At 68.5% G+C, this 26,437-nt stretch carries 25 protein-coding genes; 12 read left to right on the top strand and 13 right to left on the bottom strand.

Going from position 1 to position 26,437, the window contains the following annotated elements:
* On the bottom strand, positions 1-1,766 hold a 1,766-nt coding region (locus ABDW35_RS07320), incomplete at its 3' end, for an acetate--CoA ligase family protein (RefSeq protein ID WP_343713195.1).
* Positions 1,767-1,953: 187 nt separating this feature from the next.
* On the opposite strand from ABDW35_RS07320, the gene ABDW35_RS07315 reads away from it, so the two are divergent.
* On the top strand, positions 1,954-4,500 hold the full coding sequence (locus tag ABDW35_RS07315) for a cation-translocating P-type ATPase (RefSeq protein WP_343713194.1): 2,547 nt from the start codon (positions 1,954-1,956) through the stop codon (positions 4,498-4,500).
* Between the two features lie 20 nt (positions 4,501-4,520).
* On the opposite strand, the gene mgtA is transcribed toward ABDW35_RS07315, so the two are convergent.
* The 5 genes from mgtA to ABDW35_RS07290 form a co-directional block, all read right to left on the bottom strand.
* A complete protein-coding gene (gene mgtA / locus ABDW35_RS07310; protein WP_343713193.1) occupies positions 4,521-7,046 on the bottom strand; it encodes a magnesium-translocating P-type ATPase in 2,526 nt (841 codons plus the stop codon).
* 18 nt (positions 7,047-7,064) lie between these two features.
* Positions 7,065-7,784 carry a CBS domain-containing protein gene (locus tag ABDW35_RS07305; RefSeq protein WP_343713192.1) on the bottom strand — a complete coding sequence of 240 codons (720 nt, stop codon included), beginning with the start codon at positions 7,782-7,784 and terminating at the stop codon, positions 7,065-7,067.
* Between the two features lie 187 nt (positions 7,785-7,971).
* Positions 7,972-9,330 carry a HAMP domain-containing sensor histidine kinase gene (locus tag ABDW35_RS07300; protein WP_343713191.1) on the bottom strand — a complete coding sequence of 453 codons (1,359 nt, stop codon included), beginning with the start codon at positions 9,328-9,330 and terminating at the stop codon, positions 7,972-7,974.
* Positions 9,327-9,992: a response regulator transcription factor gene (locus ABDW35_RS07295; RefSeq protein WP_343713196.1), complete on the bottom strand. Its 666-nt coding sequence runs from the start codon at positions 9,990-9,992 to the stop codon at positions 9,327-9,329. Before ABDW35_RS07295 ends, ABDW35_RS07300 begins: the two co-directional genes overlap by 4 nt.
* On the bottom strand, positions 9,992-10,291 hold the full coding sequence (locus tag ABDW35_RS07290) for a PepSY domain-containing protein (RefSeq protein ID WP_343713190.1): 300 nt from the start codon (positions 10,289-10,291) through the stop codon (positions 9,992-9,994). Before ABDW35_RS07290 ends, ABDW35_RS07295 begins: the two co-directional genes overlap by 1 nt.
* 132 nt (positions 10,292-10,423) lie before the next feature.
* Here ABDW35_RS07290 and ABDW35_RS07285 point away from each other — a divergent pair, with 132 nt between their 5' ends.
* A complete protein-coding gene (locus ABDW35_RS07285; protein ID WP_343713189.1) occupies positions 10,424-10,708 on the top strand; it encodes a PepSY domain-containing protein in 285 nt (94 codons plus the stop codon).
* Complete coding sequence (locus tag ABDW35_RS07280) at positions 10,708-11,265, top strand: cytochrome b/b6 domain-containing protein (protein ID WP_343713188.1); 558 nt, start codon at positions 10,708-10,710, stop codon at positions 11,263-11,265. The genes ABDW35_RS07285 and ABDW35_RS07280 overlap by 1 nt, the downstream gene beginning before the upstream one ends.
* A 475-nt stretch (positions 11,266-11,740) precedes the next feature.
* Here the strand turns inward: ABDW35_RS07280 and ABDW35_RS07275 are convergent, their stop codons facing one another.
* Positions 11,741-12,778 (bottom strand): zinc-dependent alcohol dehydrogenase family protein, encoded by a 1,038-nt coding sequence (locus ABDW35_RS07275; RefSeq protein WP_343713187.1) that lies wholly within the window; start codon positions 12,776-12,778, stop codon positions 11,741-11,743.
* Positions 12,779-12,973: 195 nt separating this feature from the next.
* Here ABDW35_RS07275 and ABDW35_RS07270 point away from each other — a divergent pair, with 195 nt between their 5' ends.
* The 3 genes from ABDW35_RS07270 to ABDW35_RS07260 all read left to right on the top strand — a co-directional run bounded on the left by ABDW35_RS07270 (position 12,974) and on the right by ABDW35_RS07260 (position 15,683).
* Positions 12,974-14,590, top strand: a complete 1,617-nt coding sequence (locus ABDW35_RS07270) for a PAS domain S-box protein (RefSeq protein ID WP_343713186.1) — start codon at positions 12,974-12,976, stop codon at positions 14,588-14,590.
* Positions 14,583-15,215, top strand: a complete 633-nt coding sequence (gene fixJ / locus ABDW35_RS07265; protein ID WP_343713185.1) for a response regulator FixJ — start codon at positions 14,583-14,585, stop codon at positions 15,213-15,215. The genes ABDW35_RS07270 and fixJ overlap by 8 nt, the downstream gene beginning before the upstream one ends.
* 78 nt (positions 15,216-15,293) lie before the next feature.
* Positions 15,294-15,683, top strand: a complete 390-nt coding sequence (locus ABDW35_RS07260; RefSeq protein WP_343713184.1) for a response regulator — start codon at positions 15,294-15,296, stop codon at positions 15,681-15,683.
* 77 nt (positions 15,684-15,760) lie between these two features.
* Here ABDW35_RS07260 and ABDW35_RS07255 read toward each other — a convergent pair whose 3' ends face one another.
* The 5 genes from ABDW35_RS07255 to ABDW35_RS07235 form a co-directional block, all read right to left on the bottom strand.
* Complete coding sequence (locus ABDW35_RS07255) at positions 15,761-16,210, bottom strand: host attachment family protein (RefSeq protein WP_343713183.1); 450 nt, start codon at positions 16,208-16,210, stop codon at positions 15,761-15,763.
* A gap of 66 nt (positions 16,211-16,276) precedes the next feature.
* On the bottom strand, positions 16,277-16,831 hold the full coding sequence (locus tag ABDW35_RS07250) for a cytochrome b/b6 domain-containing protein (RefSeq protein ID WP_343713182.1): 555 nt from the start codon (positions 16,829-16,831) through the stop codon (positions 16,277-16,279).
* Positions 16,832-16,941: 110 nt separating this feature from the next.
* Positions 16,942-17,067 (bottom strand): cytochrome bd-I oxidase subunit CydX, encoded by a 126-nt coding sequence (gene cydX, locus ABDW35_RS07245; RefSeq protein ID WP_343713181.1) that lies wholly within the window; start codon positions 17,065-17,067, stop codon positions 16,942-16,944.
* A 15-nt stretch (positions 17,068-17,082) separates the two neighbouring features.
* Positions 17,083-18,222 (bottom strand): cytochrome d ubiquinol oxidase subunit II, encoded by a 1,140-nt coding sequence (gene cydB / locus ABDW35_RS07240; RefSeq protein WP_343713180.1) that lies wholly within the window; start codon positions 18,220-18,222, stop codon positions 17,083-17,085.
* Positions 18,223-18,239: 17 nt separating this feature from the next.
* Positions 18,240-19,814, bottom strand: a complete 1,575-nt coding sequence (locus tag ABDW35_RS07235) for a cytochrome ubiquinol oxidase subunit I (protein ID WP_343713179.1) — start codon at positions 19,812-19,814, stop codon at positions 18,240-18,242.
* Positions 19,815-20,014: 200 nt separating this feature from the next.
* On the opposite strand from ABDW35_RS07235, the gene ABDW35_RS07230 reads away from it, so the two are divergent.
* The 6 genes from ABDW35_RS07230 (at position 20,015) to ABDW35_RS07205 (ending at position 25,819) form a co-directional block, all read left to right on the top strand.
* Complete coding sequence (locus tag ABDW35_RS07230; protein ID WP_343713178.1) at positions 20,015-21,304, top strand: divalent metal cation transporter; 1,290 nt, start codon at positions 20,015-20,017, stop codon at positions 21,302-21,304.
* Between the two features lie 103 nt (positions 21,305-21,407).
* Positions 21,408-22,997 (top strand): AAA family ATPase, encoded by a 1,590-nt coding sequence (locus tag ABDW35_RS07225; protein ID WP_343713177.1) that lies wholly within the window; start codon positions 21,408-21,410, stop codon positions 22,995-22,997.
* A gap of 30 nt (positions 22,998-23,027) precedes the next feature.
* Positions 23,028-23,474, top strand: a complete 447-nt coding sequence (locus tag ABDW35_RS07220) for a hypothetical protein (RefSeq protein WP_343713176.1) — start codon at positions 23,028-23,030, stop codon at positions 23,472-23,474.
* The gene (locus ABDW35_RS07215; RefSeq protein ID WP_343713175.1) at positions 23,461-23,889 is read left to right on the top strand and encodes a hypothetical protein; all 429 of its coding nucleotides are present in this window, start codon (positions 23,461-23,463) and stop codon (positions 23,887-23,889) included. Before ABDW35_RS07220 ends, ABDW35_RS07215 begins: the two co-directional genes overlap by 14 nt.
* A 16-nt stretch (positions 23,890-23,905) precedes the next feature.
* A complete protein-coding gene (locus ABDW35_RS07210; protein WP_343713174.1) occupies positions 23,906-24,769 on the top strand; it encodes a polyphosphate kinase 2 family protein in 864 nt (287 codons plus the stop codon).
* Between the two features lie 42 nt (positions 24,770-24,811).
* The gene (locus ABDW35_RS07205) at positions 24,812-25,819 is read left to right on the top strand and encodes a zinc-dependent alcohol dehydrogenase family protein (RefSeq protein WP_343713173.1); all 1,008 of its coding nucleotides are present in this window, start codon (positions 24,812-24,814) and stop codon (positions 25,817-25,819) included.
* 408 nt (positions 25,820-26,227) lie between these two features.
* On the opposite strand, the gene ABDW35_RS07200 is transcribed toward ABDW35_RS07205, so the two are convergent.
* Positions 26,228-26,437, bottom strand: a 210-nt coding sequence (locus ABDW35_RS07200) for a hypothetical protein (RefSeq protein WP_343713172.1), incomplete at its 5' end; no start/stop codon positions are given.

The raw sequence follows: 26,437 nt of genomic DNA, 5'->3' as shown, positions 1-26,437 counted from the left end.
AAGCCGAGCAGCCGTGCCTCGGGCGCAGCCTTGCCGATCGTTGCGAGCATCTCCCGCGCCGCCGTGCGCACCTGCTCCGGTCCCTGCAGATTGAGCCGCACCCCGCCGAGATCGGATTTGTGGGTGATGTCGGACGACAGGATCTTGAGCGCGACCGGCCCCGGGAGGCCTGCAGTGGCGTTCGCGGCGGCGTCCGGATCCACGGCGACGCTGCGGGTCCGGACGACGGGGATGCGATACGCCTCCAGCACCTGCTTCGATTCAGGCTCGGTCAGCATCGATCGGCCCTCGGCCAGGGCCGTGGCGATCACCGCCCTGGCCGCGGCCGGATCGGGCGCGAAATCCTGTGGCAGCGCCGGCGGCGTCTCCATCAGCAGCGCCTGGTTCCGGCGGTAGCGGGCCAGATGCATGAGGGCCCGCGCCGCCTGGCCGGGCGTGGCGTAGCTCGGGATCCGATGCTCGGCGAACAGCCGCCGCGCGGCGACGGCCGCGCCTTCGCCGAGCCAGCAGGTCAGGACCGGCGGCCGGCGGCCGTCGCGCGCCGCAGCCTCCTCCACCGACCGGACCACCGCCTGTGCCGCGTCGACCGGATCGGCCACTGCCGTTGGGCAATTCATCACCAGCACGGCATCCTTGCCTGGATCGGCCAGGACGGCATCGAGGGCGTGGCCGTAACGCTCGCCCGTGGCGTCGCCGACGATATCGACCGGGTTGCCGCGGCTCCAGGTCGGCGGCAGCGCCGCGTCGAGCCGCGCCATGGTCTCGGCCGACAATGCGGCCATGGAGCCGCCGGCATCGCCCAGCGCCTCGGTCGCAAGGACGCCGGTGCCGCCGCCATTGGTCACGATCGCCAGCCGATCGCCATCGACATGCAGCCGGCTGGCCAGGGTCTCGACCGCGTCGAACAGCTCGGCCAGATCGAAGACCCGCAGCATGCCGGCACGGCGGAAGGCGGCGTCGTAGACCGCGTCCGATCCCGCGAGGGCGCCGGTATGGCTGGTTGCGGCGCGCGCCGCGGCCTCGGTGCGGCCGCCCTTGATCACCACCACCGGTTTGGTGCGGGCGGCGATGCGGGCCGCCGACATGAACTTGCGGGCATGGGTGATCGCCTCGACATAGAGCAGGATCGCTCGGGTGCGGCCGTCGGCGGCCAGCCAGTCCAGCATGTCGCCGAAATCGACATCGGCCATGTCGCCCAGCGAGACCAGGTGGCTGAAGCCGATGCCGCGATGCGTCGCCCAGTCCAGCACCGCGGTCGCGATGGCGCCCGACTGGCTGACGAAGGCGATGTCGCCCGGCAGCGGCGCGATATGGGCGAAGCTGGCATTGAGGCCGTGATGCGGCGCCATCAGGCCCAGGCAGTTGGGGCCGAGGACGCGCAGCAGATGTGGCCGCGCCGCATCCAGTATCGCCTGGCGCAGCGCCGCGCCGCCGCCCTGGCCGTCGCCCTCGCCGAAGCCGGCGGTGACCACGACGGCAGCGCGGGTGCCGCGGGCGCCGAGCTCGGCAATGAGCCCCGGCACCGTCGACGGCGGGGTGGCGATCACCGCCAGGTCTGGGGTGACCGGCAACTCAGCGATCGATGGATAGGCTAACGTGCTGCCGATCGACCGCGCCTTGGGGTTGACGGGCATCACCGGCCCGTCGAAGCCGCCGGCCAGCAGGTTCCGGGCCACGACCGCCCCGACCGATCCAGGACGCCGGCTGGCCCCGATCACGGCGATCGAGCCCGGGCGGAACAGGGCATCCAGGTTCCGGATCGACATCGTGTCACCTCTTAGCGGCTGTACCGGTCGGATGCGGGGGCATCCCGCTGCGGCAGGATCCGCATCGCGCCTTCTCCGGCATTGACCCAGATCAACCGCCCAGGTGAGGCCGGTTTGATCTGCATCAGAGCGGCGCGTCCCGCGGGTCCGACAATCGGGCGTCGACATCCAGCCAAGGGACGCCGCCATGAGCACCGCCGAGGACATCGCAACCGAAGGGCTAACAACAGCCGAAGCGAGGGTCCGCCTTGACGCCGACGGTCCGAATGCCCTGCCCCCCGCGCGGCGCCGCACTTTGCTGCGGATCGCCCTCGAAATCGCCCAAGAGCCGATGTTCCTGCTCCTGATCGTCGCCGGGGGCCTCTATCTGGCGCTCGGCGAACGGACCGAGGCCTGGGCGCTTCTGAGCTGCGTCGTGGTCACCATCGGCCTGGCCATCGCCCAGGAGAGCCGGACCGAACGGGCGGTCCAGGCCCTCGCGACCCTCGCCATGCCGAAGGTCGAGGTGGTGCGGTCCGGCCAGCGCCGGCGGATCGACAGCCGCGAGCTGGTGCGCGGCGACATCTTCGCCCTCGCCGAGGGAGAGCGCGTCGCGGCCGACGCCGTTCTCGTGTCGGGCCAGGATCTCCTGGTCGACGAGTCCCATCTGACCGGCGAATCCGTCCCCGTGCGCAAGCGTCCCGCGGCGCGGCGGATGCCGATGGGCGAGCCCGGCGGCGACGACACGCCCTTCGTCTTCTCCGGCAGCATGATCGTCCGTGGCGGCGGGTTGGCGGAAGCCGCCGCCACGGGTGTCCGCAGCCGCATCGGCCGCATCGGGCAGGCGCTGACCACGCTGGAACCGGGCGCCAGTCCCCTGGCCCGACAGACGCGCCGGCTCGTCCGACTCTTCGCGATGGGCGGGCTGGGCCTCAGCGTCCTGGCAGCCCTCCTCTACGGCGCCTTCCGGGGCGGATGGATCGAAGCGGCGCTCGCCGGAATCACCCTGGCCATGGCGATGCTGCCTGAAGAATTCCCCATGGTGCTCACGGTGTTCCTGGTCATGGGCGCCTGGCGCATCGCCCGGATTCGGGTGCTGACGCGGCGGGCGCCGGCGATCGAGACGCTAGGCGCCGCCACCGTCCTGTGCACCGACAAGACGGGAACACTCACCCTCAACCGGATGTCAGTCAGCGAGCTTCGGACCGGCGAACAGGCCTTCCGGCCGCGCGAGGACGGCGAGGAAGATCTGCCGGAGGCGCTTCGCCCGGTCCTCGACGTGGCGGCACTCGCCAGCGACCGGCACCCCTTCGATCCGATGGAACAGGCGCTGCGGCGGGCGGAGGATCGGCATCTGCCGCAGGCCGCCGCCGAGCACGAGGGCTGGCAGTTGGTGCACCATTACGGCCTGCGGCCCGACCTCCTCGCCGTGACCCGCGTATGGCGCATCCCGGGCGAGCCGGCCGATCTCGTCGCCTCCAAGGGCGCGCCTGAAACCATCCTGCGCCTCTGCCGGGCGGAACCTTCGACGGCGGCTTGCATCCGCCGGGAGGTCGAGGCCATGGCCGCGCGGGGGATGCGGGTCCTGGGCGTCGCCCGAGCCCGGTCGGCGGATGCGGACCTACCGCCCACGCCGGAAGCTTTCCGCTTCGAATTCGTCGGGCTGGTCGGCCTGGCCGATCCTATTCGCCAGGGCGTCCCGGAGGCGATCGCCGAGTGCCGCCGGGCCGGCATCAAGGTCGCGATGATCACCGGCGATCATCCGGTCACGGCGCAGGCGATCGCCCGCGAGGCCGGCTTCGACAAGACGGCCGGGGTGATGACCGGAGACATGATCGGCGACCTTTCCGACGCCGATCTCGCCGACCGAATCGGCAGCACCGGGATCTTCGCCCGGATCATGCCTGAGCAGAAGCTGCGCCTGGTCCAGGCCTTCAAGGCGCGCGGCGAGATCGTCGCCATGACCGGCGACGGTGTCAACGACGCCCCCGCGTTGAAGGCCGCCCATATCGGCATCGCCATGGGCGGCCGGGGCACGGACGTCGCGCGGGAGGCGGCGGCGATCGTCCTGCTCGACGACGATTTCGGCGCGATCGTCCGCGCGATCCGGCTCGGCCGCCGGATCTACGACAATCTGCGCAAGGCCATGGGCTTCGTTCTGGCCGTGCACATCCCGATCGCCGGGCTCTCCCTGCTGCCGCTCCTGTTCGGCTGGCCGATCGTGCTCGAGCCGCTGCACATCGCCTTCCTGGAACTCGTCATCGATCCCGTCTGCGCCCTGGTCTTCGAGAGCGAGGCCGAGGAGGACGATGTGATGGCGCGTCCGCCGTGGCCCGTTGGAGCACCGCTGCTGTCGCGCGATCTCCTCGCCTGGGGCGTGCTGGACGGCGTGACCGCGCTGCTCTTGGTCGGCACGATCTACGGAATCGGGCTGTTCAACGGCCTCCCCGAATCCGACCTCCGGGCCCTCACCTTCGCCTCGCTGGTCTTGGCCAATTTTGGGCTGATCCTGGTGAACCGCTCCTTCAGCGCCTCTCTCGGTTCCCTGCTGCGGCCGAACACGGCCTTCGGCTGGGTGCTCGGCGTCACCATCGCCATGCTCGGCCTGGCCGTCTATCTGCCGGTCGCGCGCGAGCTGTTCGATTTCGGCACGCTGCACCTCGACGATCTCGCCCTCGTGGCCGGCGCCGGGCTTGTGACGATCCTGGCGCTCCAGCTCGCCAAGTCGACGCGGTGGCTCGATCTCAAGCGGTGAGGTCGAAGCAGCTATGGCGGTTACGGCAAAAGCCGCCGTTTGGCGATCTCCACAATCGCCAGATAGGTCGGCACGATGACCGCCAAGAAGAGATAGAACGAGGCCGGCAGGGGCGTCAGCCCCAGGACCGGGCCGAGGCCCGCGAACGGTAGAATGACGGCGAGAGCGGCGACGCCCAAGGACAGAGCCGACAGCAGCGGATGCGGCCGGTTCGACCAGGGCGCGCCGCCGGTCCGGATCACGAAGATCACCAGCACCTGGGTCAGCAAGGATTCGACGAACCAGCCCGTCTGGAACGCCGTCTCGTCGCCGGCAAAGAGAGCGAGAAGGACGCCGAAGGTCAGAAAATCGAACAGAGAGCTGATTGGGCCGAGCACGAGCATGAACCGGACGATCCGGCCGAGATCCCAGCGCACCGGATGCCGCAGCGCCTCCTCGTCGACCCGGTCGAAGGGCAGGCCGAGCTCGGACAGGTCGTAGAGCAGGTTGTTGAGCAGCACCTGGACCGGCCGCATCGGCAGGAACGGCAGGATCAGGGCGGCTCCGGCCATGCTCATCATGTTGCCGAGATTCGAGCTGCTGCCCATCAGGATGTATTTCGTGACATTGGCGACGGTGCGGCGCCCCTCCAGCACGCCGGCATGGACGACGGAGAGATCACGGTCCAGCAGGACCAGATCCGCCGCCTCCTTCGCCACATCCGTCGCGGTCTCGACCGAGATGCCAACATCGGCCTCGTGCAGCGCGGACGCGTCGTTCGCGCCGTCGCCGATGAAGCCGACCACATGCCCGAGCCGCCGCAACGCCGCGATGACCCGGCGCTTCTGCTGCGGTGTCACGCGGCAGAACAGGTTGACCGTCGCCAGGCGCCCCAGCAGCGCCTCGTCCGACATCGCCGTGATCTCGGCACCGGTCAGCAGGCCCGTGACCGGGATGCCCAGCTCGGCGCAGACATGCTGCGTCACCCGTTCGTTGTCGCCGGTCAGGATCTTGACCGTGACCCCGGCCCGGCCGAGGGCGCAGATCGCGGCGGCAGCACCCGACTTCGGCGGATCGACGAAGGTCACGAAGCCTGCGAAGGTCAGCGCGTCCTCGTCCCGTAGAGCAGCGTGCTCCTGAGCAGGCCCGACTTCCCGGCACGCAATCCCGAGCGCCCTGAGGCCATCGGCGCCCATCCGCTCGAACATCGCCGCGAGCTGGTCGCGCCCGGCCGCGTCGAGCGGATGGGTCCCGCCCGAGACCGTCCGGGTGGTGGACGAGATCCGCAGGATATCCTCGGGGGCTCCCTTGACCACGAGCAGACGAGGGCCGCCGCCGGCCGGTTCGATCAGGACCGAGACCCGGCGGCGCTCGAAGTCGAACGGCACCTCGTCGAGCTTGCGCCAGGCGGAGACGTCCGGCCGGCCGTGTTCCAGGATGGCGTCGTCCAGCGGGCTCCGGATGCCGCTCTCGAAGGCGCTGTTGAGGCCGGCCAGGCGCAGCACCTCCTCGCTCTCGGCCCCGGCCGGATCGATGTGCCCGACGAGGCGGATCCTGGCCTCTGTCAGGGTGCCGGTCTTGTCGGCGCACAGCACGTCCATCGCGCCGAGATCGTGGATCGCGGCGAGGCGCTTGACGATGACGCGCCGCCCCGCCATCCGCCGGGCGCCCCGCGCCAGCGTGACGGTGACGATCATGGGCAGCAGTTCCGGCGTCAGTCCCACCGCCAGCGCCAGGGCGAACATCAGCGCTTCGAGCCAGGGGCGGTGGAAGGCGAGATTCACCGCCAGCACGAACACGACCAGGAACAGCGTGACCCGCAGCATCAGGAAGCCGAAGCGGCGCACGCCGATCTCGAAGGAATCGGGCGGGCGCCGGCGGCCGAGGCTGGCCGCGACCGTACCGAGCATTGCCTCGCGGCCGGTCCGGCAGACTAGTGCCGTGGCCGAACCGCTGACGATCGAACTGCCCATGGCGACCGCGTCCACCGCACCCGCCGGCCCCTCGCCCGTGACCGTGCGATCGCCGGCATTCTTCTCGACCGGATAGGATTCCCCGGTCAGCAAGGCCTGATTGACGAAGAGGTCACGGCTCTCGATCAGCCGGCAGTCGGCCGGGACGATGTCGCCGGCGGAGAAGCTGACGATGTCGCCGGGCACGAGTTCGTCGACCGGGACATCGCGATCCGCCCCGTCGCGCCGGACCCGGGCCCGCGGCGCCACGGATTGCTGCAGCGCCTCGACCGTGCGATGGGCCTGCAGCTCCTGCACGAAGTCGATCGTCACGCTGATCGACAGGATCCCGAGGACGATGATGAAGCTGTGCGTCTCCCCCGCCGCGACGGACAGGACGCTGGCCAGGAGCAGCAGCAGGATCAGGGGATTCCGCAGCCGGTCGAGGAGAAGCCCGGCGACCGAGGCGCGGCGATGCGCCAGCACGTCGTTCGGCCCCCAGCGCCGGCGGGCGGCCGCCGCCTGCTCGGAGCTGAGCCCGGAGGCCACGCGCGGCCGGTCGGGCAGCCCTTCCATCGGGCCGGACCAGTCGACAGCATCCTCGAAGCCGCGCATGGCCTGGCCTCGATGCCCTCAGAGCTGCCGCTCGAAGACGGGATCGAGCACCGTGCCGGTGAAGGGTTCGAGCAGGACCATGTCGTCCTTGACGCCCTTGACCCCGGGCACGTTCTCCACGGCCACGCGCAGCGCATCGCGCACGCATTCGTCGGTGATGACGCCGCCCAGTGTCACGGCGCCGTCCTTCACATCGACCCGCATGCCTTCGACCCGGGCCCAGAGCTGCTCGCCGAGCTCCGCGAAGATCCGCTCGCGGATCGCCTTGTCGTCATCGCCGCTCTCGGCCCGGACATCCAGCAGGTCCCCCAGGAGGCGCAGCAGGTTGGCGCGGGTGACGATGCCGACCAGCTTGGTGCCGCGGAGCACCGGCACGCGCTTGATCCGGCGGCCGATCATCAGCTCCACGATCTCCTCCAGCGGCGCCTCCTCGGGGACGGAGACCACCTCCCGGGTCATCACGTCGGCGACGTTACGGCTGTGCGACTGGACATATTCGCGGGCCAGCCGGTCGGTGCCGGTGAAGAAGGCGAGCCATTCGGGGCGGCGCCTCTCGGTGCCCATCTCGACCCGGCGCAGCAGGTCACCCTCGGTGATCATGCCGACCAGGTCGCCCTCCTCGTCGACGACCGGCAGGCCGCTGATCCCGCGCCCGAGCATGATGCGGATGGCGGCGAGGATCGGCAGATCGGAGCGCACGGTCACGGGTTTCCTGGTCATGATGTCGGTCGCGTTCATCGGGCGTCTCCTCGGCAATGCAATCCCGTCGAGGATGCCCAGGCAGATCCCATGTCTCCTTGACCTGGATCAAAGGCCTGCGATGCCAGCAGCCGCAGCATGGCGGCGACACGGGAGGCGGACATGTCGCTGGCAACTCGTCTGATCCTGGCCGCCGCGGGGACGATCGCAGCGGCCTCATCGCACCTCATCCTCCATTGCGGAGCGGCAGCGTCACGGTGACGCGCAGCCCGCCCATGGACCCGTCGTCGAGGCTCAAGGCGCCACGGTAGGTCTCCACGATGTCGCCGACGATCGCGAGCCCGAGCCCGTGTCCGACCCTACCGGAATCGAGGCGGACACCCCGCCGGAGAACTGCGGCGCGCTGCGCCGCCGGGATGCCGGGACCATCATCCTCGACATTCAGTTCGAGGTGGCCGTCCGTCGTGGACGCCGAGACGCGGACACGCGTGCGAGCCCATTTCGCGGCGTTCTCGATCAGGTTTCCCAGAAGCTCGGCGAGATCGTCGGCATCCAGAGCCACTTTGAGCCCGTCCGCGATCTCGTTCTCCCAGGCCAGGTTGGTTCCTCGCGGTGTCCTGCGAACGATCGCGACGATGCGGTCGACCACGGATCGGACGGATGCTGTCGCCCCGCGATGGGGATGCAGCCGGGCCTTCGCGATGGCTCGTTCGACATGCCGCCGCATCGTCTCGACCAGTGCTTCGATCTCGTCGGCAATATCGCTGTGGCCCTGCTCCCGCAACCGGCGTGCGTCGGCGCTCAGGACCGTCAAGGGCGTGCGCAGCCCGTGAGCCAGGTCGGCAGCGCTCGAGCGGGACCGCGCGATGGCCCTGTCCTGCGCATCGAGGAGATCGTTGATCTCGTTCGCCAGCGGCAGGACTTCATCCGGATAGGTCGCCGGCAGGCGGGATTGCCGCCCGGCATGGATCGCCTCGACGCCCCGCCGCACCGCTTCGAGCGGGTGCAGCCCGATCCGAATCTGGACCCAGGCGGCCGCCAGCAAGGCGAGACCGAGCAGGGCGAGGGACGGAGCGATGTCGCTGGCGAAGTCACGGCTCGCCTGGTTGACATCCGCCTGGTCGATGCCGACCGCGATCCTCATCATATGCGAGGTTCCGTTCTGCAGGGCGGCCAGGCGCCTCTCACGCACGATCAGCGTCGCATTGGCCGGCCCGCGCAGCACATGGCGGTGAACCGCCGTCGGATCAGGCGTATCCACCGGCAGGCTGAGGGCCGTGTCCCAAAGCGAGCGCGAGCGGAGGTCTTGTCCCGATGTCTCGTCCAAGATCTGCCAGTAGAGCCCGCTCAAGGGTTGGTCGAACCGAGGATCGGCCGGACGCTGTGCGAGCGTGAGCCCGCCGGCGGTGTCAAAACCGATCGCCCCGGCCAATTGCAGAAGGTCGTTGTCGAGTTCGGCGTCGATCCGGCGCTCGACATGCCGTTGGAAAAGAACGACCAGACCGAAGCCCGCCACGACAAGTGCCACGGTGAGCGACAGGGCCGCGAGAACGACCAATCGCAGCCGAAGGGAACGGCGGGTCACTCCGAACTCTCGGGTACGAGATAGCCGAAGCCGCGGCGGGTCTCGACGAAATCAACCCCGAGCTTGCGCCGCAGGCGCCCCATCAGGACTTCGATCGAATTCGAGTCCCGCTCATAGTCCTGGGCGTAGAGATGTTCGGTCAGCTCGATTTGCGGCACGACCCTTCCGGCGTGATGCATCAGGTACGAGAGCAGGCGGTATTCCTGTGGCGACAAGGCGATCGGAGCACCGTCGACCGTGACCTTCATCTGCCGCGGGTCGAGTAGGACCGGGCCATTCTCCAGGACCGGGCTCGGCCGTCCGGCCGATCGCCGGATGATCGCGCGCACCCGTGCCAGCAGTTCTTCGGCCTGGAACGGCTTCGGAAGATAGTCGTCGGCACCGGCGTCGATGCCTTCGACCCTCTCCGCCCAGGTGCCGCGGGCGGAGAGCACCAGGATCGGCATCCGACGCCCCGCCGCGCGCCACCGTTTCAGGACGGTCAGCCCGTCCAGCTTGGGCAGTCCGAGATCGAGGATGACGGCATCGAAATCCTCGGTGTCGCCGCGAAACCAGGCTTCCTCCCCATCGGTCACCCGCTCCACCGCATATCCCGCTCGGGTCAGGCTTGCCGAGAGGTCGGTCGCGATCCGATCATCGTCTTCGCTCAGGAGGATGCGCATCATGGCCCCTCGACTTCGAGTACGTCGCCGCTACGGGCGTCGACATGCAGTTCGGTCAACCGGCCGTCAGGCGAGATGAGCTTGATCTCGTAGATCCAGCGATCGTCCTCGCGTTCGAGCTCGATCCGCACGACATCCCCGGGAAACTGCTGCCGAACCGCGGGCATGATCTCCTCCAATGGCCGGATCTCGCCGCGTTCCCGGGCAGCTCGCGCCCGATCGTGATCGTCCGCGACGCCGCCCCTGGGTAGCGTCAGGACGAAGACCAGGACCAGAACGGAGCGGATCAGGGGCATCATGGCGCGTGACGGTGCCTTCTCCCGGCTGACAAATCGCTGACAGGTCCCGTCAGGGGGCGGTCAGCGTCGCTTCATTATGGTCGGCAGCGTAGCCGGGCGATGGCCCGGCGCTTTGCTGGAGATCAAGACATCATGCGCTTTTTCATCGCGACCGGGCTGATGGCCCTCAGCCTTGCGGGCACCGCTCCGGCCTTCGCCGACGACGATGCCGCGAATTGCGGCGACGCCCCGCGCAGCCAGTGGATGAGCGAGGATGCCGCCAAAGCCAAGCTGAAGGACCTCGGCTACGACGTCCGGCGGATCAAGCCCGAGAAGAGCTGCTACGAGGCTTACGCGTTCGACAAGGGCGGGGCGAAGGTCGAGGTCTTCCTCCACCCGGTCAGCGGCGAGGTCGTCGGCACCTCCAAGGAGGATTGATGAGCACCGTCGACGAGGTGGCGGCCGGGGCGGTCGCCCGGCCAGCCACGGTCAAGGTCTGGGATCCGGTGGTCCGGGTCTTCCACTGGGCTCTGGTGGCGGCGTTCGTCACATCCTGGGCGACCGGCGACGAGGTCAGGAGCATCCACTTGGCCAGCGGCTATATCATCATGGGGCTGGTCGCCGTCCGCGTCGTCTGGGGCTTCGTCGGGACGAGACCCGCGCGCTTCGCCAGCTTCGTCCACCGGCCTTCGACGGTGCTGGCCTATCTTCGCGACACCCTTCGTCTGAGGGCCAGGCGCCATATAGGCCACAATCCGGCGGGCGGGGCCATGATCCTGGCGCTGCTCTCGGGCCTGGCGGTCGTCTGCGCGACCGGCTTCATGATGACGACGGATGCCTATTGGGGCGTCGAATGGGTGGAGGACCTCCACGGGGCGGCCGCCAACCTCCTGATCATCCTGGCCGGGCTTCATCTGGCCGGCGTCGCAGCAGCCAGCTTCGAGCACCGGGAGAATCTGGTGAAGGCGATGATCACCGGCCGGAAGCGGCCGTAGGTGCCTCGGGCCCGCTGGTCGTGTCACCAGCGGGCTTTCTTCATACCAGTCATTGAACTGCCATCGGATGTGCGCCGCGACGACCGCCTTTGTCCCTCCCTGCTGGGAAATTTGGCTGAAGTGCTCCGGAGAACCGGCGTTGCGCAGGCATCTGCTCCGGAGGGGTTTTGTCGGATTGTGAACGTCTCCCAAGGGGACGGAGCGGAAAAGCACTTTGCGCGATTGGCGGCAGATCCATCATTTCCTGGGCGGTTGCGCCGTCGGACGATGGCGGCCGCTCTCCTGGTCGCGCGTCCTTTTCTGCCGCTGGGCTTCATCATCTGGTCGGCCGCTCTGATCGGGCTTGGCGCCGCGCAGCGGAACGTCCCGAAACGGCCATGTCATTTCCGCTGTTCTCGCGTCCGGGCTGCACACCTTCTTTGACGTCGGCATCGTCCTCTCCCTCACTGGCTGAACGGCCAGAGCCGCCGCGAGCTCACAGCGCGATGATCACCTTCAGCGCCTTGGTGTCGGCGGCGCGGCCGAAGGTATCGTAGGCATCGAGGATCCGGTCGAACGGGAACCGGTGCGTGATCAGACGCGCCGGGTCGATCTTTCCGGACTGCACCGTCTTCAACAGCATCGGCGTGCTGACCGTATCCACCAGGCGAGTCGTGATCGTGATGTTCTCCGACCACAGCCGCTCCAGATGCAGATCGACCGTCTGCCCGTGCACCCCGACATTGGCGATCGTGCCGCCGGCGCTCACGATATCCTGGCAGAGCAGGAAGGTCGCCGGCACGCCGACCGCCTCGATCGCTGTGTCGACACCGTGCCCGTCGGTCAGGACCCTAATGTCCTCGGCGACACCACCACCACGGCTGTTGACCACGTCGGTGGCGCCGAACTGCCGGGCAACGTCCAGCCGGTTGTCGTCGAGGTCGACCATGATGATCCGGGCCGGCGAGTAGAACCGGGCGGTCAGCAGCGCCGCCAGCCCGATCGGGCCGGCGCCCACGATCGCGACGGTCGAGCCTGGCGCGACCTTGCCGTTCAGCACGCCGCATTCGAAGCCGGTTGGCAGGATGTCGCTCAGCATGACGAGCGCCTCCTCATCCGCGCCGTAGGGGATCGGATAGAGGCTGGTGTCGGCGTGGGGCGTGCGCACAAATTCGGCCTGCGTGCCGTCGATCCGATGGCCGAGGATCCAGCCCCCCGTCCTGCAGTGCGAGTACATCCCGCGACGGCAGGCCTCGCACGTGCCGCAGGCAGAGATGCAGGAGATCAGCACCCGGTCGCCCGGCCGGAAGGCCGTGACGCCGGCGCCAACGGACTCGATGACGCCGACGCCCTCATGGCCGAGGATGCGGCCCGGCTCGCACGTCGCGACGTCGCCCTTGAGGATGTGCAGATCGGTGCCGCAGATGGTGGTCTTGACCATCCGGACGATCGCATCGCCCGGCGCCTGGATCTCAGGCATCGGTCGATCCTCGACCGCCTTGTCTCCGGGTCCGCGATAGACGAGCGCCTTCATTCCACCCTCCTGAATCCGAAAGAAGCGGAGCGGCCAGCGGCCCGAGCCGCATTCGTCCTGGGCGTCCGCAGCGCAAGAAGACAACGCGGCACGACCTGCCGCGTTGATCTGGGTCAAGCAGCGGGGAACCGTGCCTCACCTCCAGATTGTCGCGGTGTCGGGCCGCTGCTACGCTGGACCGGACTGGGGCGAGCCGTGGCAGTCGCCGGCCGATGCTGCCGCCGAGCCCCGTCGCACGGCAGGGTGATTTGTAGTCCGGCCGAATTCCTGACCGGTGGGGGCTGGATGGTGACCGCGTCGTCCGAGTCAGATCACAGCACCGCGATCCTCGACGCCCTGCCCGGGCAGATCGCTCTGCTCGACCATGATGGGCTTGTCGTCTCGGCCAACCACAGCTGGTCCGCGAATGTCTCAGGCAATGTGCTGGCCGGCGCGCCGATCGGCACGGACTATGTTGCCGTCTGCGGGCACGAGGCCGATCAGGGCAATCTGGAAGCCCGGCGCCTCGCCGATCAGTTGCGGCGGATGCTCTCCCGGCAGAGCGACAGCTTCCAGCTGGACTACTCCTTCGCCGCACCGGACGGAGCCCGCTGGTTCCGTTGCACTGGTGCCAGGCCGGCCGATGGGATGGGCGACGGGGTCGTCGTGCTGCACGCGGATGTCAGCGACGCGCGGGCGGCCCAGGCGACAGCCGAGGCCCGAGAGGCGCATCTGCGCTCGATCCTCGAGACCATCCCCGACGCGATGGTGGTGATCGACGCGCAGGGCCTGATCCAGTCCTTCAGCACCGCGGCCGAGCGCCTGTTCGGCTACACCTCGGCCGAAGTCCACGGCCGCAACGTCAACATGCTGATGCCCTCGCCCTACCGGGAGGCGCATGACGGCTACTTGGCGCGCTACTTCGCGACCGGCGAGCGCCGCATCATCGGCATCGGCCGCGTGGTCGTCGGCCGGCGCAAGGACGGCGGCACCTTCCCGATGGAGCTCTCTGTCGGCGAGGTCTCGCGGGAGGGCCACAGGCTGTTCACCGGCTTCATCCGAGATCTGACGGAGCGGCAGGAGACCGAGGCGCGCCTGCAGGACCTGCAGACCGAGCTGCTGCATGTCTCGCGCCTCAGCGCCATGGGACAGATGGCGGCCACCCTGGCACATGAGTTGAACCAGCCGCTGACCGCCGTGACGAACTACTGCCAGGCAATGCGGCGCATGCTCGCCGGCACGGATCAGCCCAACCTCCCGAAGCTGCGCGAGGCGGTCGAGCTGAGCGCGGAGCAGGCGCTGCGCGCCGGTCAGATCATCCGCCGGCTGCGCGACTTCGTGGCCCGCGGAGAGACCGAGAAGCATGTCGAGACCGTCGCCAAGATGGTCGAGGAGGCCAGCGCGCTGGCGCTCGTCGGCGCCAAGGAGCACGGCGTCAGGGTGACGCTCACTGTCGGCGCGAAGCCGCGATATGTCATCGTCGACAAGATCCAGATCCAGCAGGTGCTGCTGAACTTGATGCGGAACGCGATCGAAGCCATGGACGGCAGCCCCAGGCGCGAGCTGGAGGTCGCCGCGACGGCACGGGGAGAGATCATCGACTTCGCCGTGGTCGACACCGGCCCGGGCCTGGCGCCGGAAGTCGAGGCCCAGCTGTTCCAGCCCTTCGTCACCACCAAGCGCCATGGCATGGGCATCGGCCTGTCGATCTGCCGGACCATCGTCGAGGCGCATGGCGGGCGTTTGTGGACCGAGCCGACGCCGGGCGGCGGGGCCACCTTCCGGTTCACCTTGCCGGCCGCGACGGCCGATGGGAACGGCAATCATGACTGATATCCCGATTGTCCATGTCGTCGATGACGACGAGGCGGTGCGTTTCTCGCTGAGCTTCCTGCTCGAAACGGCGGGCTTTCGGGTCGAGACGTACCCGTCGGCCGTTGCCTTCCTGGACCGGTCCGGCATCCCGCCGGAGGGCTGCGTCGTCACGGATGTGCGCATGCCGGAGATGGACGGGCTGACGCTGCAGCAGATGCTGGTCGAGCGCGGGATCGCGCTGCCGGTGATCGTGATGACCGGCCATGGCGACATCCCCATCGCCGTGCAGGCGCTGAAGGCCGGCGCCGTCGACTTCCTGGAGAAACCCTTCGACGACGAGCTCCTGATCGGTGCAATCCGGGCGGCGCTGGACCGCAACCATCGCGACCGGAGCCGACAGAGCGACGCTGAGCTGCTGTCGTCCCGCCTCACTGCGCTGACCCCGCGCGAGTACGAAGTCCTCACCGCCCTTGTCAAGGGCCACCCCAACAAGACCATCGCTTACGACCTCGGCATCAGCGCCCGCACGGTCGAGGTCCACCGGGCCCGGGTGATGGAGAAGATGCAGGCGCGGAACCTGTCGGAGCTGGTCCGGATATGGCTGTCCATCCACCCCGAAAGCGTCGGAGCCGGCCAGCCCTAGACGCGTTGATCCATATCAAGGCGGGCGACGGGCGGAGCGCCATTATCAAGGTTCCGCGCCCATGTTCCCGAGCCTCCGATGCCCGCGACCGTCACCCCGGCCGAATGCCCGACCGTCCATGTCGTGGACGATGACGACGCCGTCCGCCGGTCGCTCTGCTTCCTGCTCGAATCCGCGTCGTTTTGCGTCCGTCTTCACGGATCGGCTGCCGAGCTCCTGGCCGTGCGGGACCAGCTCACCGCCGGCTGCATGGTGGTCGACTGCGACATGCCCGGCATCAGCGGCCTGGAGCTGCTGCGCCGGCTGCGCCTGCACCGCATCGCCCTGCCCTGCATCATGGTGACGGGCAAGCACGCTGCCGGACTCCGGGACACGGCGCAGGCGGCGGGCGCGGCCGCAGTGATCGAGAAGCCCTTCGACAGCGAGGAGCTGATCCTCGCGATCCGGCACGCCCTCGCCGGAGAATAGCGGCTCGCAGGCTCGACCAGCCTATGCCGTCCTCGAAGACCCCACTACCCAGGGCCGCGGCCCGCCTGTCCCCACCCTCATTCGGCTGTCAACAGGTGCTCGATTTCATGCACCGGGTGCTTGGTCAGATCCCGGGCGATCTCGCCCGCCACCGACGCCGACGCCGCCGGTGCCAGAGCCCGGCGCAAAGCGCCGAGGATGCGAGGCGGCGCAACAAGAATGATCGGGCTGCCGCGATCCTGCCGATGCAGCAGGTCGAGCCTGCCGGCAACCTGCGCCGCGAAAGCGTCTTTCTCCTGCCGATGCCAATCGGTCTGCTCGATCGCGCTCGTGGGTGCCGACCGGTTCTGCAGGAGTCCGGGCCGATCGCTTCCCTCTTCTGAGGTCCGGCGGTGGTCGGCGGCGTCCATTCGCTCGATCACGCGAAGGTCCGGGAGTCGCACGTCGCCGGCATTTCTCAGAAACAGGGCTTTTGCGGCATCGCAGACGACGATCCACGCGTCATGGTGCAGGCGAAGGGGGGTCATGGCTGCGCTCCTCATCTTGAAGACGCTCATCACACGACAGCACCGCCCCCGCCGCCTTGATCTGGATCAGGAGGACCGCCGGGGCGCCGGCAGCATCCGCTGCATGACCCCGTCGCGGCGGACGACGGCATGGTAGAGCGCGCCCAGGACGTGCAGGCCGACCAGAACCAGAAGGACGTTCGATAGCAGGGCGTGGAGATTGCCGGCCAGACGACCGAAGGAAGAGCCCTGGGAGACCAGATCCGGAAGCGTCGCGACGCCGAACAGGCTGACCTGCCATCCCTTCTGGCCAGCCCAGAGCCAGCCAAGGATCGGCAGGGCGATCAGCAGCACGTACAGCAGGATCTGGATGGTCTGCGAGCCCAGACGCTGCCATTCCGGAAGGTCGGACGGAAGCGCCGGCCCCGGCCGGATCACGCGCCAGGCAAGCCGGGCCAGAGCGACAATAAGCACGAGCACCCCGAAAGACAGGTGCAGGCTGATCAGCGCATCCGGCGATGACAACCGCTCCGGCGCCGACCATGCCAGCCCGAACTGCAGCCCCAGCAGCAGCAGGGTCAGCCAGTGCAGCGCCTGCGCGACCGGATCATAGGCCGGCCGATCATGCTTCGAATCCAGCATGACGCATCCTTCTCCTAACGTTTCGAGATCTGGCCGCCCCGTCGGCCGACATCGACCATTGGCATCGGCCGGATCCCTCGAATCCAGTTACAAATCGACAACCAGCGACCTCAGAGCGGCCGGCCGTCGCGGGCGGCAGCGGCGGTGCCGTCTTCATGCATTTCGAGCCACATGGCGTTGAGGATCGAGAAGGCGCAGGCGAAGCCGACGCCGAGGATCCAGGCGAAGTACCACATCGGTCGCGTCCTCATTCAATAGGTACTGATCAGGTTCTTGGCGACATAGGCCAGGGTCACGCGGCCGCGGAGCACGCGGTACACCCAGGCCGTATAGGCCAGGACGACCGGCAGGAAGACCACGGTCGCGCCCAGCATGATCGCGAGGGTCAGCCGGCTCGACGACGCATCCCAGACGGTCAAGCTGGCATTCGGGTCGAGCGAGGACGGCAGCAGGAAGGGGAAGACGCTGAGCCCCGCGGTGGCGATCACACCGGCGATGGCCAGGCCGCTCGCCAGCAGCGCGAGGCCGGGGCGCTGCCGACCCAACAGCGCGAACACCCCGAACGCTCCGGCGAAGGCCACCACGGGCGCGGCCAGGGTCCAGGGCATCGCGCCATAATTGGCCAGCCAGGCGTCGGGGGCCTGCGCGACCTGCTTCAGCAGCGGGTTCGACGGGCCGTCATGCGGCACCGCGCCGGCCAGCGCATAACCGTCGATGCCGATCGCCAGCCAGAGGCCGGCCAGGGCGAACAGAACGACCAGGCCAATCGCGGCCTGCCGCGTCGCCGCGGCCGCCCGCCCGGCCACCGGCTCCTCCGTCTTCAGCGCCAGCCAGGCGCCGCCATGCATGACCAGCATCGCGACGCTGACCAGGCCACAGAGAAGCGCGAAGGGGTTGAGCAACCCGAACAGCGTGCCCTCATAGGTCATGCGGAGCGTCTCGTCGAAGCGGAACGGCACGCCCTGAAGCACATTGCCGAAGGCGACGCCGAACACCAGCGACGGCACCAGCGCGCTGACGAACAGCGCCCAGTCCCAGATTCGGCGCCAGGCCGGGTGCTCGATCTTGGAGCGGAACTTGAAGGCGACCGGCCGCAGGATCAGCGCGAACAGCACCAGGGCCATCGCGAGATAGAAGCCGGAGAAGGCCACAGCATAGAGCGGCGGCCAGGCGGCGAAGATCGCGCCGCCGCCGAGGATGAACCAGACTTGGTTTCCCTCCCAGACCGGGCCGACGGTGTTGATGACGACACGCCGCTCGTCGTCGGTCCGGCCGACGAAGGGCAGCAGCAACGCGGCCCCGAGATCGAACCCGTCCATGACGGCGAAGCCGATCAGGAGGATGCCGAGCAGCGCCCACCAGATCAGGCGCAGGATTTCGTAGTCGAGCATGGTGCGATCCTCACGGGCTATTCGGCGGCCGCCGCGGCGGCCAGGCCAGGGGTGGGCTCGCGCTCCGGCGCCGCCGGTGCCGGACCCTGCCGGATGGCCTTGGTCATCAGGAAGAGGTCGACGACGAACAGGGCGGAGTAGATGGCGATGAACCCGAGCAGCGTGGTCAGGACGCTGCCGGCCGACAGGCTGGAGACGGCGAGAGAGGTCGGCAGCACGCCTTCGATCACCCAGGGCTGGCGGCCCACCTCGGCCACGAACCAGCCGAGCTCCGCGGCGATCCAGGGCAACGGCAGTGTCCAGAGCGCGACCCGCAGGAAGGTCGGCGATGTCAGCAGCTGCCTGCGCGAGGCCAGATAGAATGCGACGGCGAACAGGCCGATGAAGAAGAAGCCGAGGCCGACCATCAGCCGGAAGCTCCAGAACAGCGGCGAGACACTCGGCACCGTGCTCCAGGCCGCCCGCTCGATCTCGGCGTCGGTGGCTGCAAGGATGTCCGGGCGGAAGCTCTTCAGCAGCAGCGCATAGCCGAGATCGTCGGCATGGGCGGCCAGTTGGGCGCGGGCCGCCGTATCGTTGCGATCGGCGTTCAGCCGCTGCAGCCCGTCATAGGCGACGAGGCCGGACCGGATCCGCTCCTGCGCGTGCGCCACCAGCTGGTTGATGCCCGGCACCTCGCCGTCGATCGACCGGGTGGCGATCAGGCCCAGCATCCACGGCACCTTGACCTCGTAGTCGGTGCTGCGGGTCGCCTGGTCCGGCAGGCCGAACAGGGTGAAGGAGGCCGGCGCGGTTTCGGTGTCCCACATCGCCTCGATCGCGGCGATCTTCATCTTCTGGTTCTCGCCGGCGGTGTAGCCGCTCTCGTCGCCGAGCACGACGACCGACAGGGCGGCGGCGAGGCCGAAGCTGGCAGCCACGGTCATCGACCGCTTGGCGAGGTCGACATGCCGGCCGCGCAGCAGATAGAACGCGCTGATCGACAGCACGAAGACGGCGCCGGTGACATAGCCGGCGCTGACCGTGTGCACGAACTTGGCCTGGGCCACCGGGTTGAAGATGACGGCCATGAAGTCCGTCACCTCCATGCGCATCGTATCGGGATTGAAGTGCGCTCCCACGGGATGTTGCATCCAGCCGTTGGCGACCAGGATCCACAGCGCCGAAAGGTTGGAGCCGAGCGCCACCATCCAGGTGACGACCAGATGGCCGACCTTCGACAGCCGGTCCCAGCCGAAGAAGAACAGGCCGATGAAGGTCGCCTCGAGGAAGAAGGCCATGATGCCTTCGATCGCCAGCGGGGCACCGAAGATGTCGCCCACGAACTGGCTGTAATAGGCCCAGTTCATGCCGAACTGGAATTCCATGGTGATGCCGGTGGCGACCCCCATGGCGAAGTTGATGCCGAAGAGGACGCCCCAGAACTTCGTCATCCGGCGCCACACCTCGCGGCCGGTCATGACATAGACGCTTTCCATGATGCCGAGCAGGACAGCCAGGCCGAGCGTCAAAGGCACGAACAGGAAGTGGTACATGGCCGTCAGGCCGAATTGCAGCCGCGACAGCTGCACGAGATCCATGGCTGTGGTCATGGCGCGGTCTCTCTCAAGGAAAGCCGGCGCCTGACGCTCCCTCGGGCAGCAACGCAGCGGATGCGACGCCCGAGTGAAAGACCGGCTTCGGCATGGCGACGGTATCCCCTGCCGCCGCCGCCGGCGCCTTGACATGGATCAAACCGGAAGCCGGCGGCCTCTGCCATGAGACGGCAGTCTTGACCGAGCCGGAGCCGAAGATGAGCAGCCTGATCGATGCGCGGGACGCCGAGACAGGCCGGCCTTGGGCATGGCGCCGCCTCCTGAAATCGCTGGGGCCCGGCCTCATCACCGGCGCCGCCGACGACGATCCGAGCGGGATCGCCACCTACAGCCAGGCGGGCGCCCAGTTCGGCTACAGCCTGGGCTGGGTGATGGTGTTCAGCTATCCGCTGATGGCCGTCACCCAGTCGATCAGCGCGCGGATCGGCTGCGTCACCGGCTGTGGCATTGCCCGAAACCTCCGGCGCCATCATCCGAGATGGCTGCTGCGCTGCGTCGTCCTGATGCTGCTGGTGGCGAACATCGCCAATCTGGGTGCGGATCTCGGCGCCATGGCAGCCGCGCTGCAGCTGCTGGTCCCCGGCCCGGCCCTGCTGTACGGCGCCGGCTTTGCCCTGCTCTGCATCCTGCTGGAGGTCTTCCTCAGCTACGCGCGGTACGCGGCCATCCTGCGATGGCTGACCCTGTCCCTCTTCGCCTATGCCGCGGTCGTTCTGGTGGTGCGCGTGCCCTGGAGCGAGGCACTGCTGGGCGCATTCGTCCCGCATCTGGCCTTCGACGCGGAGCATGCCCAGGCACTGGTGGCGATTCTGGGGACCACCATCAGCCCCTATCTCTTCTTCTGGCAGGCGTCGCAGGAGGTCGAGGAGCAGCTGCGCCGCACGGCACAGCCGCTCTACATCGCGCCGGCCCGGGCAGGCGAGGAGCTGGCCCGCGTCCGGATCGACACCTGGGTCGGCATGGGCTACTCGAACCTGATCTCGCTGTTCATCATCATCGCGACGGCCGCGACGCTGCACGCCGGCGGCATCACCGACATCCAGAATTCGGCTCAGGCGGCCGAGGCCCTGCGGCCGATCGCCGGCGGCCTCGCCTTCGCCCTCTTCGCCTGCGGCATCATCGGCACCGGCCTGCTGGCCGTCCCGGTCCTGGCCGGATCCGCGGCCTACGCCGTCTGCGAGGCCTTCGACTGGGTCGAGGGTCTCGACCACAAGCCGAAGGACGCGAAGGCCTTCTACGGCGTGATCGTGCTGGCGACAGCTCTCGGGCTGGGAGTCGGCTTCATCGGGCTCGACCCGATCAAGGCGCTCTACTGGAGCGCCGTGCTCAACGGCCTGCTGGCGGCGCCGCTGATGGCGACGATGCTGGCGATTGCGGGCAGTCGGAGGATCATGGGCCCTGTGACCCTCCCCCGATCCATGGCGATCGCGGGTTGGCTGGCCGTGCTGGTGATGGCGGCCGCGTCGATCGCCTTCCTGGTCCTGTAGCTGGCTGCCGTCCACCGGATCAGGGAAGGATCGCCGCTTGATCTAGCTCAAGGCCCATCCCGCGCCGGGCAGTCAGGATCTCCTCGGATTGGAGGAGGCTTCGATGCCCGACGACGACCTGCAACACGAGGTGATCGCATTCCTGTCCCAGCCGGAGGCCTTCGGGGTCTCGCCGGTGCAGCGGGTGGAGACCCATGCCTCGATCGTCTTCCTGGCCGGCGGCCACGCCTACAAGCTGAAGAAGGCCGTCCGCTTCAGCTATCTCGACTATTCCACCCCGGAGCTCCGGCGGGCGGCCTGCGAGAAGGAGCTGACGCTGAACCGCCGGACGGCGCCGGACCTCTATCTGCGCGTCGTTCCGGTATGCCGGACCGCTTCGGGCGCCCTGGGCCTTGGCGGTGACGGCGCGATCGTCGACTGGCTCCTGGTCATGCTGCGCTTCGATGCCTCCGGGCAGTTCGACCGGCTGGCCCGCCACGGTCAGCTGACCGCCGGGATGATGCGCCAGCTGGCCGACCGGATCGCCGGCTTCCACCAGTCGCTGCCCGAGGAACAGCAGTTCGGCGGGCTCGCGGCAATTGCCGAGATCATCGTCGAGAATGACGGCAATCTGGCCCGCTTCGGGACGGGCCTGTTCGAGCCGGCGGCGGTCAGCCGGCTGACCATGCGGTCGCTGGACGAAGCGTCCCGGCACGAGCCACTGCTGCATCAGCGTCAGAGACAGGGTCATGTGCGCCGGGGCCACGGCGACCTCCATCTCGGCAACATCGCCCTGTGGCGCGGAGCGCCGATGCTGTTCGACGCGATCGAATTCTCCGATCGCCTCGCCTGTGTCGACATCCTCTACGACCTGTCGTTCCTGCTGATGGACCTGGTCGACCGATCCCGCCGCGATCTGGCGAGCATCGTGTTCAACCGCTATCTCGACCGGATGCCGGACGAGGCCGAGGGCGCCGCTCTCCTGCCGCTGTTCCTGTCGATCCATGCCTCGATCCGGGCCCATGTCCAGGCGACCATGGCCGCCGGCTCGACCGAGGCTGCGGCGAGGCTGGAAGCGCGCCGGCGGGCGACGTCGTATTTCGCCCTGGCGGAGGAACTGCTTGAACCCAACCTGCCCCGCCTCCTGGCGATCGGCGGGATGAGCGGCACCGGCAAGTCGACGCTGGCGGCCCATCTTGCTCCCCATGCCGGCCTGCCCTTGGGGGCGCGCATCCTGCGGTCCGACGTCATCCGCAAGCGGCTGCACGGGGCGGCGCCGGAAGACCGCCTGCCGGACACCGCCTATGCGCCCGGCCAGACCGCCCGGGTCTATGAGGCGCTGTGCAGCGAGGCGGACCAGCTTCTGGCCGCCGGTTGCACGGTGATCGCGGATGCCACGTTCCTGGAGCCGTCCGAGCGCGCGGCGATCCAGGCCGTGGCCGATCGCCGGCAGGTGTCGTTTGCCCATATCTGGCTCGACGCACCCGACGCCGTGCTCGCGGCCCGCCTGTCGGCCCGCGCGGGGGACGCTTCGGATGCCACCCCGGCCGTGCTCGAGCGCCAGCGGCGCCATGCCACGGCGCCGCCGGACTGGGCCGGCTTCGCGGCCGACGCCCCGGCATCGACCCTGGTCTTCCGCACGCTGCGATATCTCGGCCGGCTCGGCTGGCTCGTCGGTGAAACCCAGCGCCCGGTCGATGCCACCGCAATCTGACTCCGCCACTCCAACCGACAGGAACCGGTCATGACGAACCCGAGCCGCGCGATTCCGCGCGGATTGACGGAAGCGGCCAATCCGCTGGTGCACATCCGTATCGAGCCAGCCTTTCCCCGGAAGCCGGCCTCGGCGATGACGGCCGACAGCTACGAGCTGATCGCGCCGCTTGATCCGGACGGGCATCTCGACGCGGCCGCCTGGTTCGACCATCGCAACGCATGCCGTGCCGGCCCCTGCGGACCGGGCAAGGGCGACGAGCGGGGCCGGCTGATCTACACCTGCAAACGCCGCTGGATGCTGCTGACCGCCCCCGACGGCCCGGTCCTGCACCTGGCGTCCCATCGCTTCGTCGAAAGGGGCACCGTCGTGCTGGCCGCATCCGACGGCACCTTCCGGCCCTTCCGCGTGGCCCGTCTTCAGCCTCTGCAGCCTTCCGGCCCGCAACTTCGGAGAACCCGCCATGGCGTCCATTGATCATCTGACCGGCCGGCGATCGACGGCCCGCAGCAAATCCCTTGCCCGCATCCGCATGGAGCTCGCACGCACGCCGGACGCCCCCGAAGGTGCGCGGGATTGCGGCTATGAGCTGATCGCTCCCCTCGACCTTGATGGCCATCTCGATGCCGAGGCCTGGCAGGCCCACCGGTCCGAATGCAGCGTCCGCCGCTTCTGGTCCGGCTTCGAGGACGAGCACGGACATCTGATCCACCTTCGGGACCATCGCTGGGCCTTCTCCTACGCACCGGGCGAGGATGACGACGAGCCGATCTGGCATCTTGACACCCATCGCTTCGTCGAAGGCGAGTACGTCTCGGTCACCGAGCATGACGGCGTCACCCGCCCCTTCCGCGTCGTCCGGGTCCGGCCCTGGCCGGCTGCCTTTGGCTGATCCAGGAGTTCGACCGATGTCGAAGCTGAACGGGTTGAGCAGCCGCTATCGTGTCGACGAGGGTGATGGATTCAGGCTGGGTGTGTGGGATCCTGCCGATACCAATGGCCTGTCCGACGACGCTGCGATGCAGGACCTTGCCCGGCTGTCCGAGGTCCAGGAAGCGCTTTATGCCCAGAACTGCTGGTCGATGCTGCTGATCCTTCAGGGCATGGACACCGCAGGCAAGGGGGGCGCTGCCAGATACGTCATGTCCAGGATGGATCCGCGCGGCTGCTACGTCGCCGGTTTCGGGCGGCCCTCCGCGGAAGAGCTCGGTCACGACTTTCTGTGGCGAACCGGCCGCCACCTGCCCGAACGGGGGCGGATCGGCATCTTCAATCGCTCCTACTATGAGGAGGTGCTGGTCGTCCGCGTCCATTCCGGCGTGCTGGGCAGCCAGCAGTTGCCGCCGGAGCTGGTCACCAGGACTATCTGGGAGGAGCGGTTCGAGGACATCAACGCCTTCGAACGCCATCTGACACGCAACGGCACGCTGGTGCTGAAGTTCTTCCTCAACATCTCGAAGGAGGAACAGAAATCGCGCCTCCTGTCCCGGCTCGACGATCCCAGGAAGCGATGGCGGTTCGACCCCACATCGGTGGCAGAGCGCCAGCGCTGGGATGACTATATGACGGCCTATGAGGAGGTGATCCGAGCCACCGCCACGCCGCATGCACCATGGTACGTGATCCCGGCCGACAATCGATGGTTTGCCCTTCTTGCCGTGGCCTCCGCCGTCGTTGATGCGATGGAGAAGCTGGGTCTGACCATCTCGGAAGTCGGGCCTGAGCTGCAGGAACAGCTGCTTTCGGCTCGCATCATGCTCGAGAACGATTAGGCCCCGGACCGGGCATTGGGAGTGAATGCAGGGGATTCGTCCATGAAGGCTATGATCCTCACCAAGCCGGGCATGCGGCTCCAAGCCGAGGAACGACCGATCCCCGTCCCGGGCGCCTCCGAGATCGTGATCCGCGTCGCGGCCTGCGGGGTCTGCCGCACCGATCTCCACGTGATCGACGGCGAGCTGGCATCACCCAAGCCATCCCTCGTCCCGGGGCATGAGATCGTCGGCCGGGTCGTTGCCGCCGGCAGCGAAGCCACCCGGTTCAAGGCGGGCGACCGGGTCGGCATCCCGTGGCTCGGCTGGGCCTGCGGCACCTGCGAGTTCTGCCGCCGCGGCCAGGAGAATCTATGCGAGAATGCGCTCTTCACCGGCTATCAGCTGGACGGCGGCTATGCGGAGTATGCCAAGGCCGATGAGCGCTTCTGCGTGGCGATCCCGGCGCGCTACGGCGATGTCGAGGCGGCTCCCCTCCTCTGCGCCGGCCTGATTGGATACCGGGCCCTGCGCCTGGCCGGTGACGGATCGCGGCTCGGCCTCTACGGTTTCGGGGCCTCGGCCCATATCGTCATCCAGGTCGCCCGCCATCGCGGCCGGGAGGTCTCGGTCTTCACCGCCCCCGGTGATGCCGCTGCGCAGGCCTTCGCGCGGCGCCTCGGCGCCGCCTGGGTCGGCGGGTCCGACGAGATGCCGCCGACACCGCTTGACGCCGCCATCATCTTCGCGCCGGTCGGGGAGCTGGTCCCCGCGGCGCTGCAGGCGGTCCGGAAGGGCGGAACGGTCATCTGCGCCGGCATCCACATGTCGGATATCCCGCGCTTCCCCTATGCCCTCCTCTGGCCGGAGCGGACCATCCACGCCATCGCCAACCTCACGCGCCGCGACGCCGAGGACTTCATGGCCGTCGCGGCGGAGCTGCCGATCCGGACGGAGACGACGGCGATTCCTCTCGACCAGGCGAATGAGGCTCTCGCCCGGCTGCGCGAGGGCCGTCTCACCGGCGCCGCCGTGCTCGTGCCGGGATCGGCCGGCGGCGAGAGCCGTTGACGCTCACCTGCGCCGGCTCACCGCCGCCAGGCTCGCCGCGAACAGGACGAAGGCCGCGACAATCCCGGCGACGATAAGGGCTTCATGCGTGGTCATCTGCCGTCTCCGATCAGCACGTTTCGGTATCGGCAGCGTGGCCGCATCCGGGCCTTTCCTCCTTGATCCCGATCAAAGACGAACAGAGGGAATTTGCTGCTCATAGGCTCGTGCCCCGTTTCTGCATCCGGGGCATCGGCAGAGACTGACCCGGCTTCGGCCGGGTCCTTTTTTGACCCTGTACGTAGTTTTCCGTACGGACCTAACCGAATGATGCCCGGCGCGGGCGAGGCGTAGGACTGCTGCAGGTTCAATCGACGGCAGCGAGGCCAAGATGCAGACGCACAGCGCCCTCCCGATGTCCCGGTCCCATCACCATCCCGTTTCGGCCCCGCAGCCGCAGCGCGATGACGACGCGCCGCCCAGCCTGGCCGCGCTCGGGACCGTGGTTTCCGTCCGGCGCGGCGGCTCCGTGTATCGCGAGGGAGACGAAGCCTTGACCACGAACTCGACCTGCTGGTGTGCCGGCTCGACGTGTCGGCGCTGCGCGCAGGGCTCGACATCGCGCCGCTCTATCGCGAC

This window comes from Inquilinus sp. (assembly GCF_039594555.1).
In the GTDB taxonomy this organism is placed as follows: domain Bacteria; phylum Pseudomonadota; class Alphaproteobacteria; order DSM-16000; family Inquilinaceae; genus Inquilinus.
The sequence above is the reverse complement of the archived record's forward strand: the minus strand, read 5'-3'. Positions and strand labels throughout refer to the sequence as shown.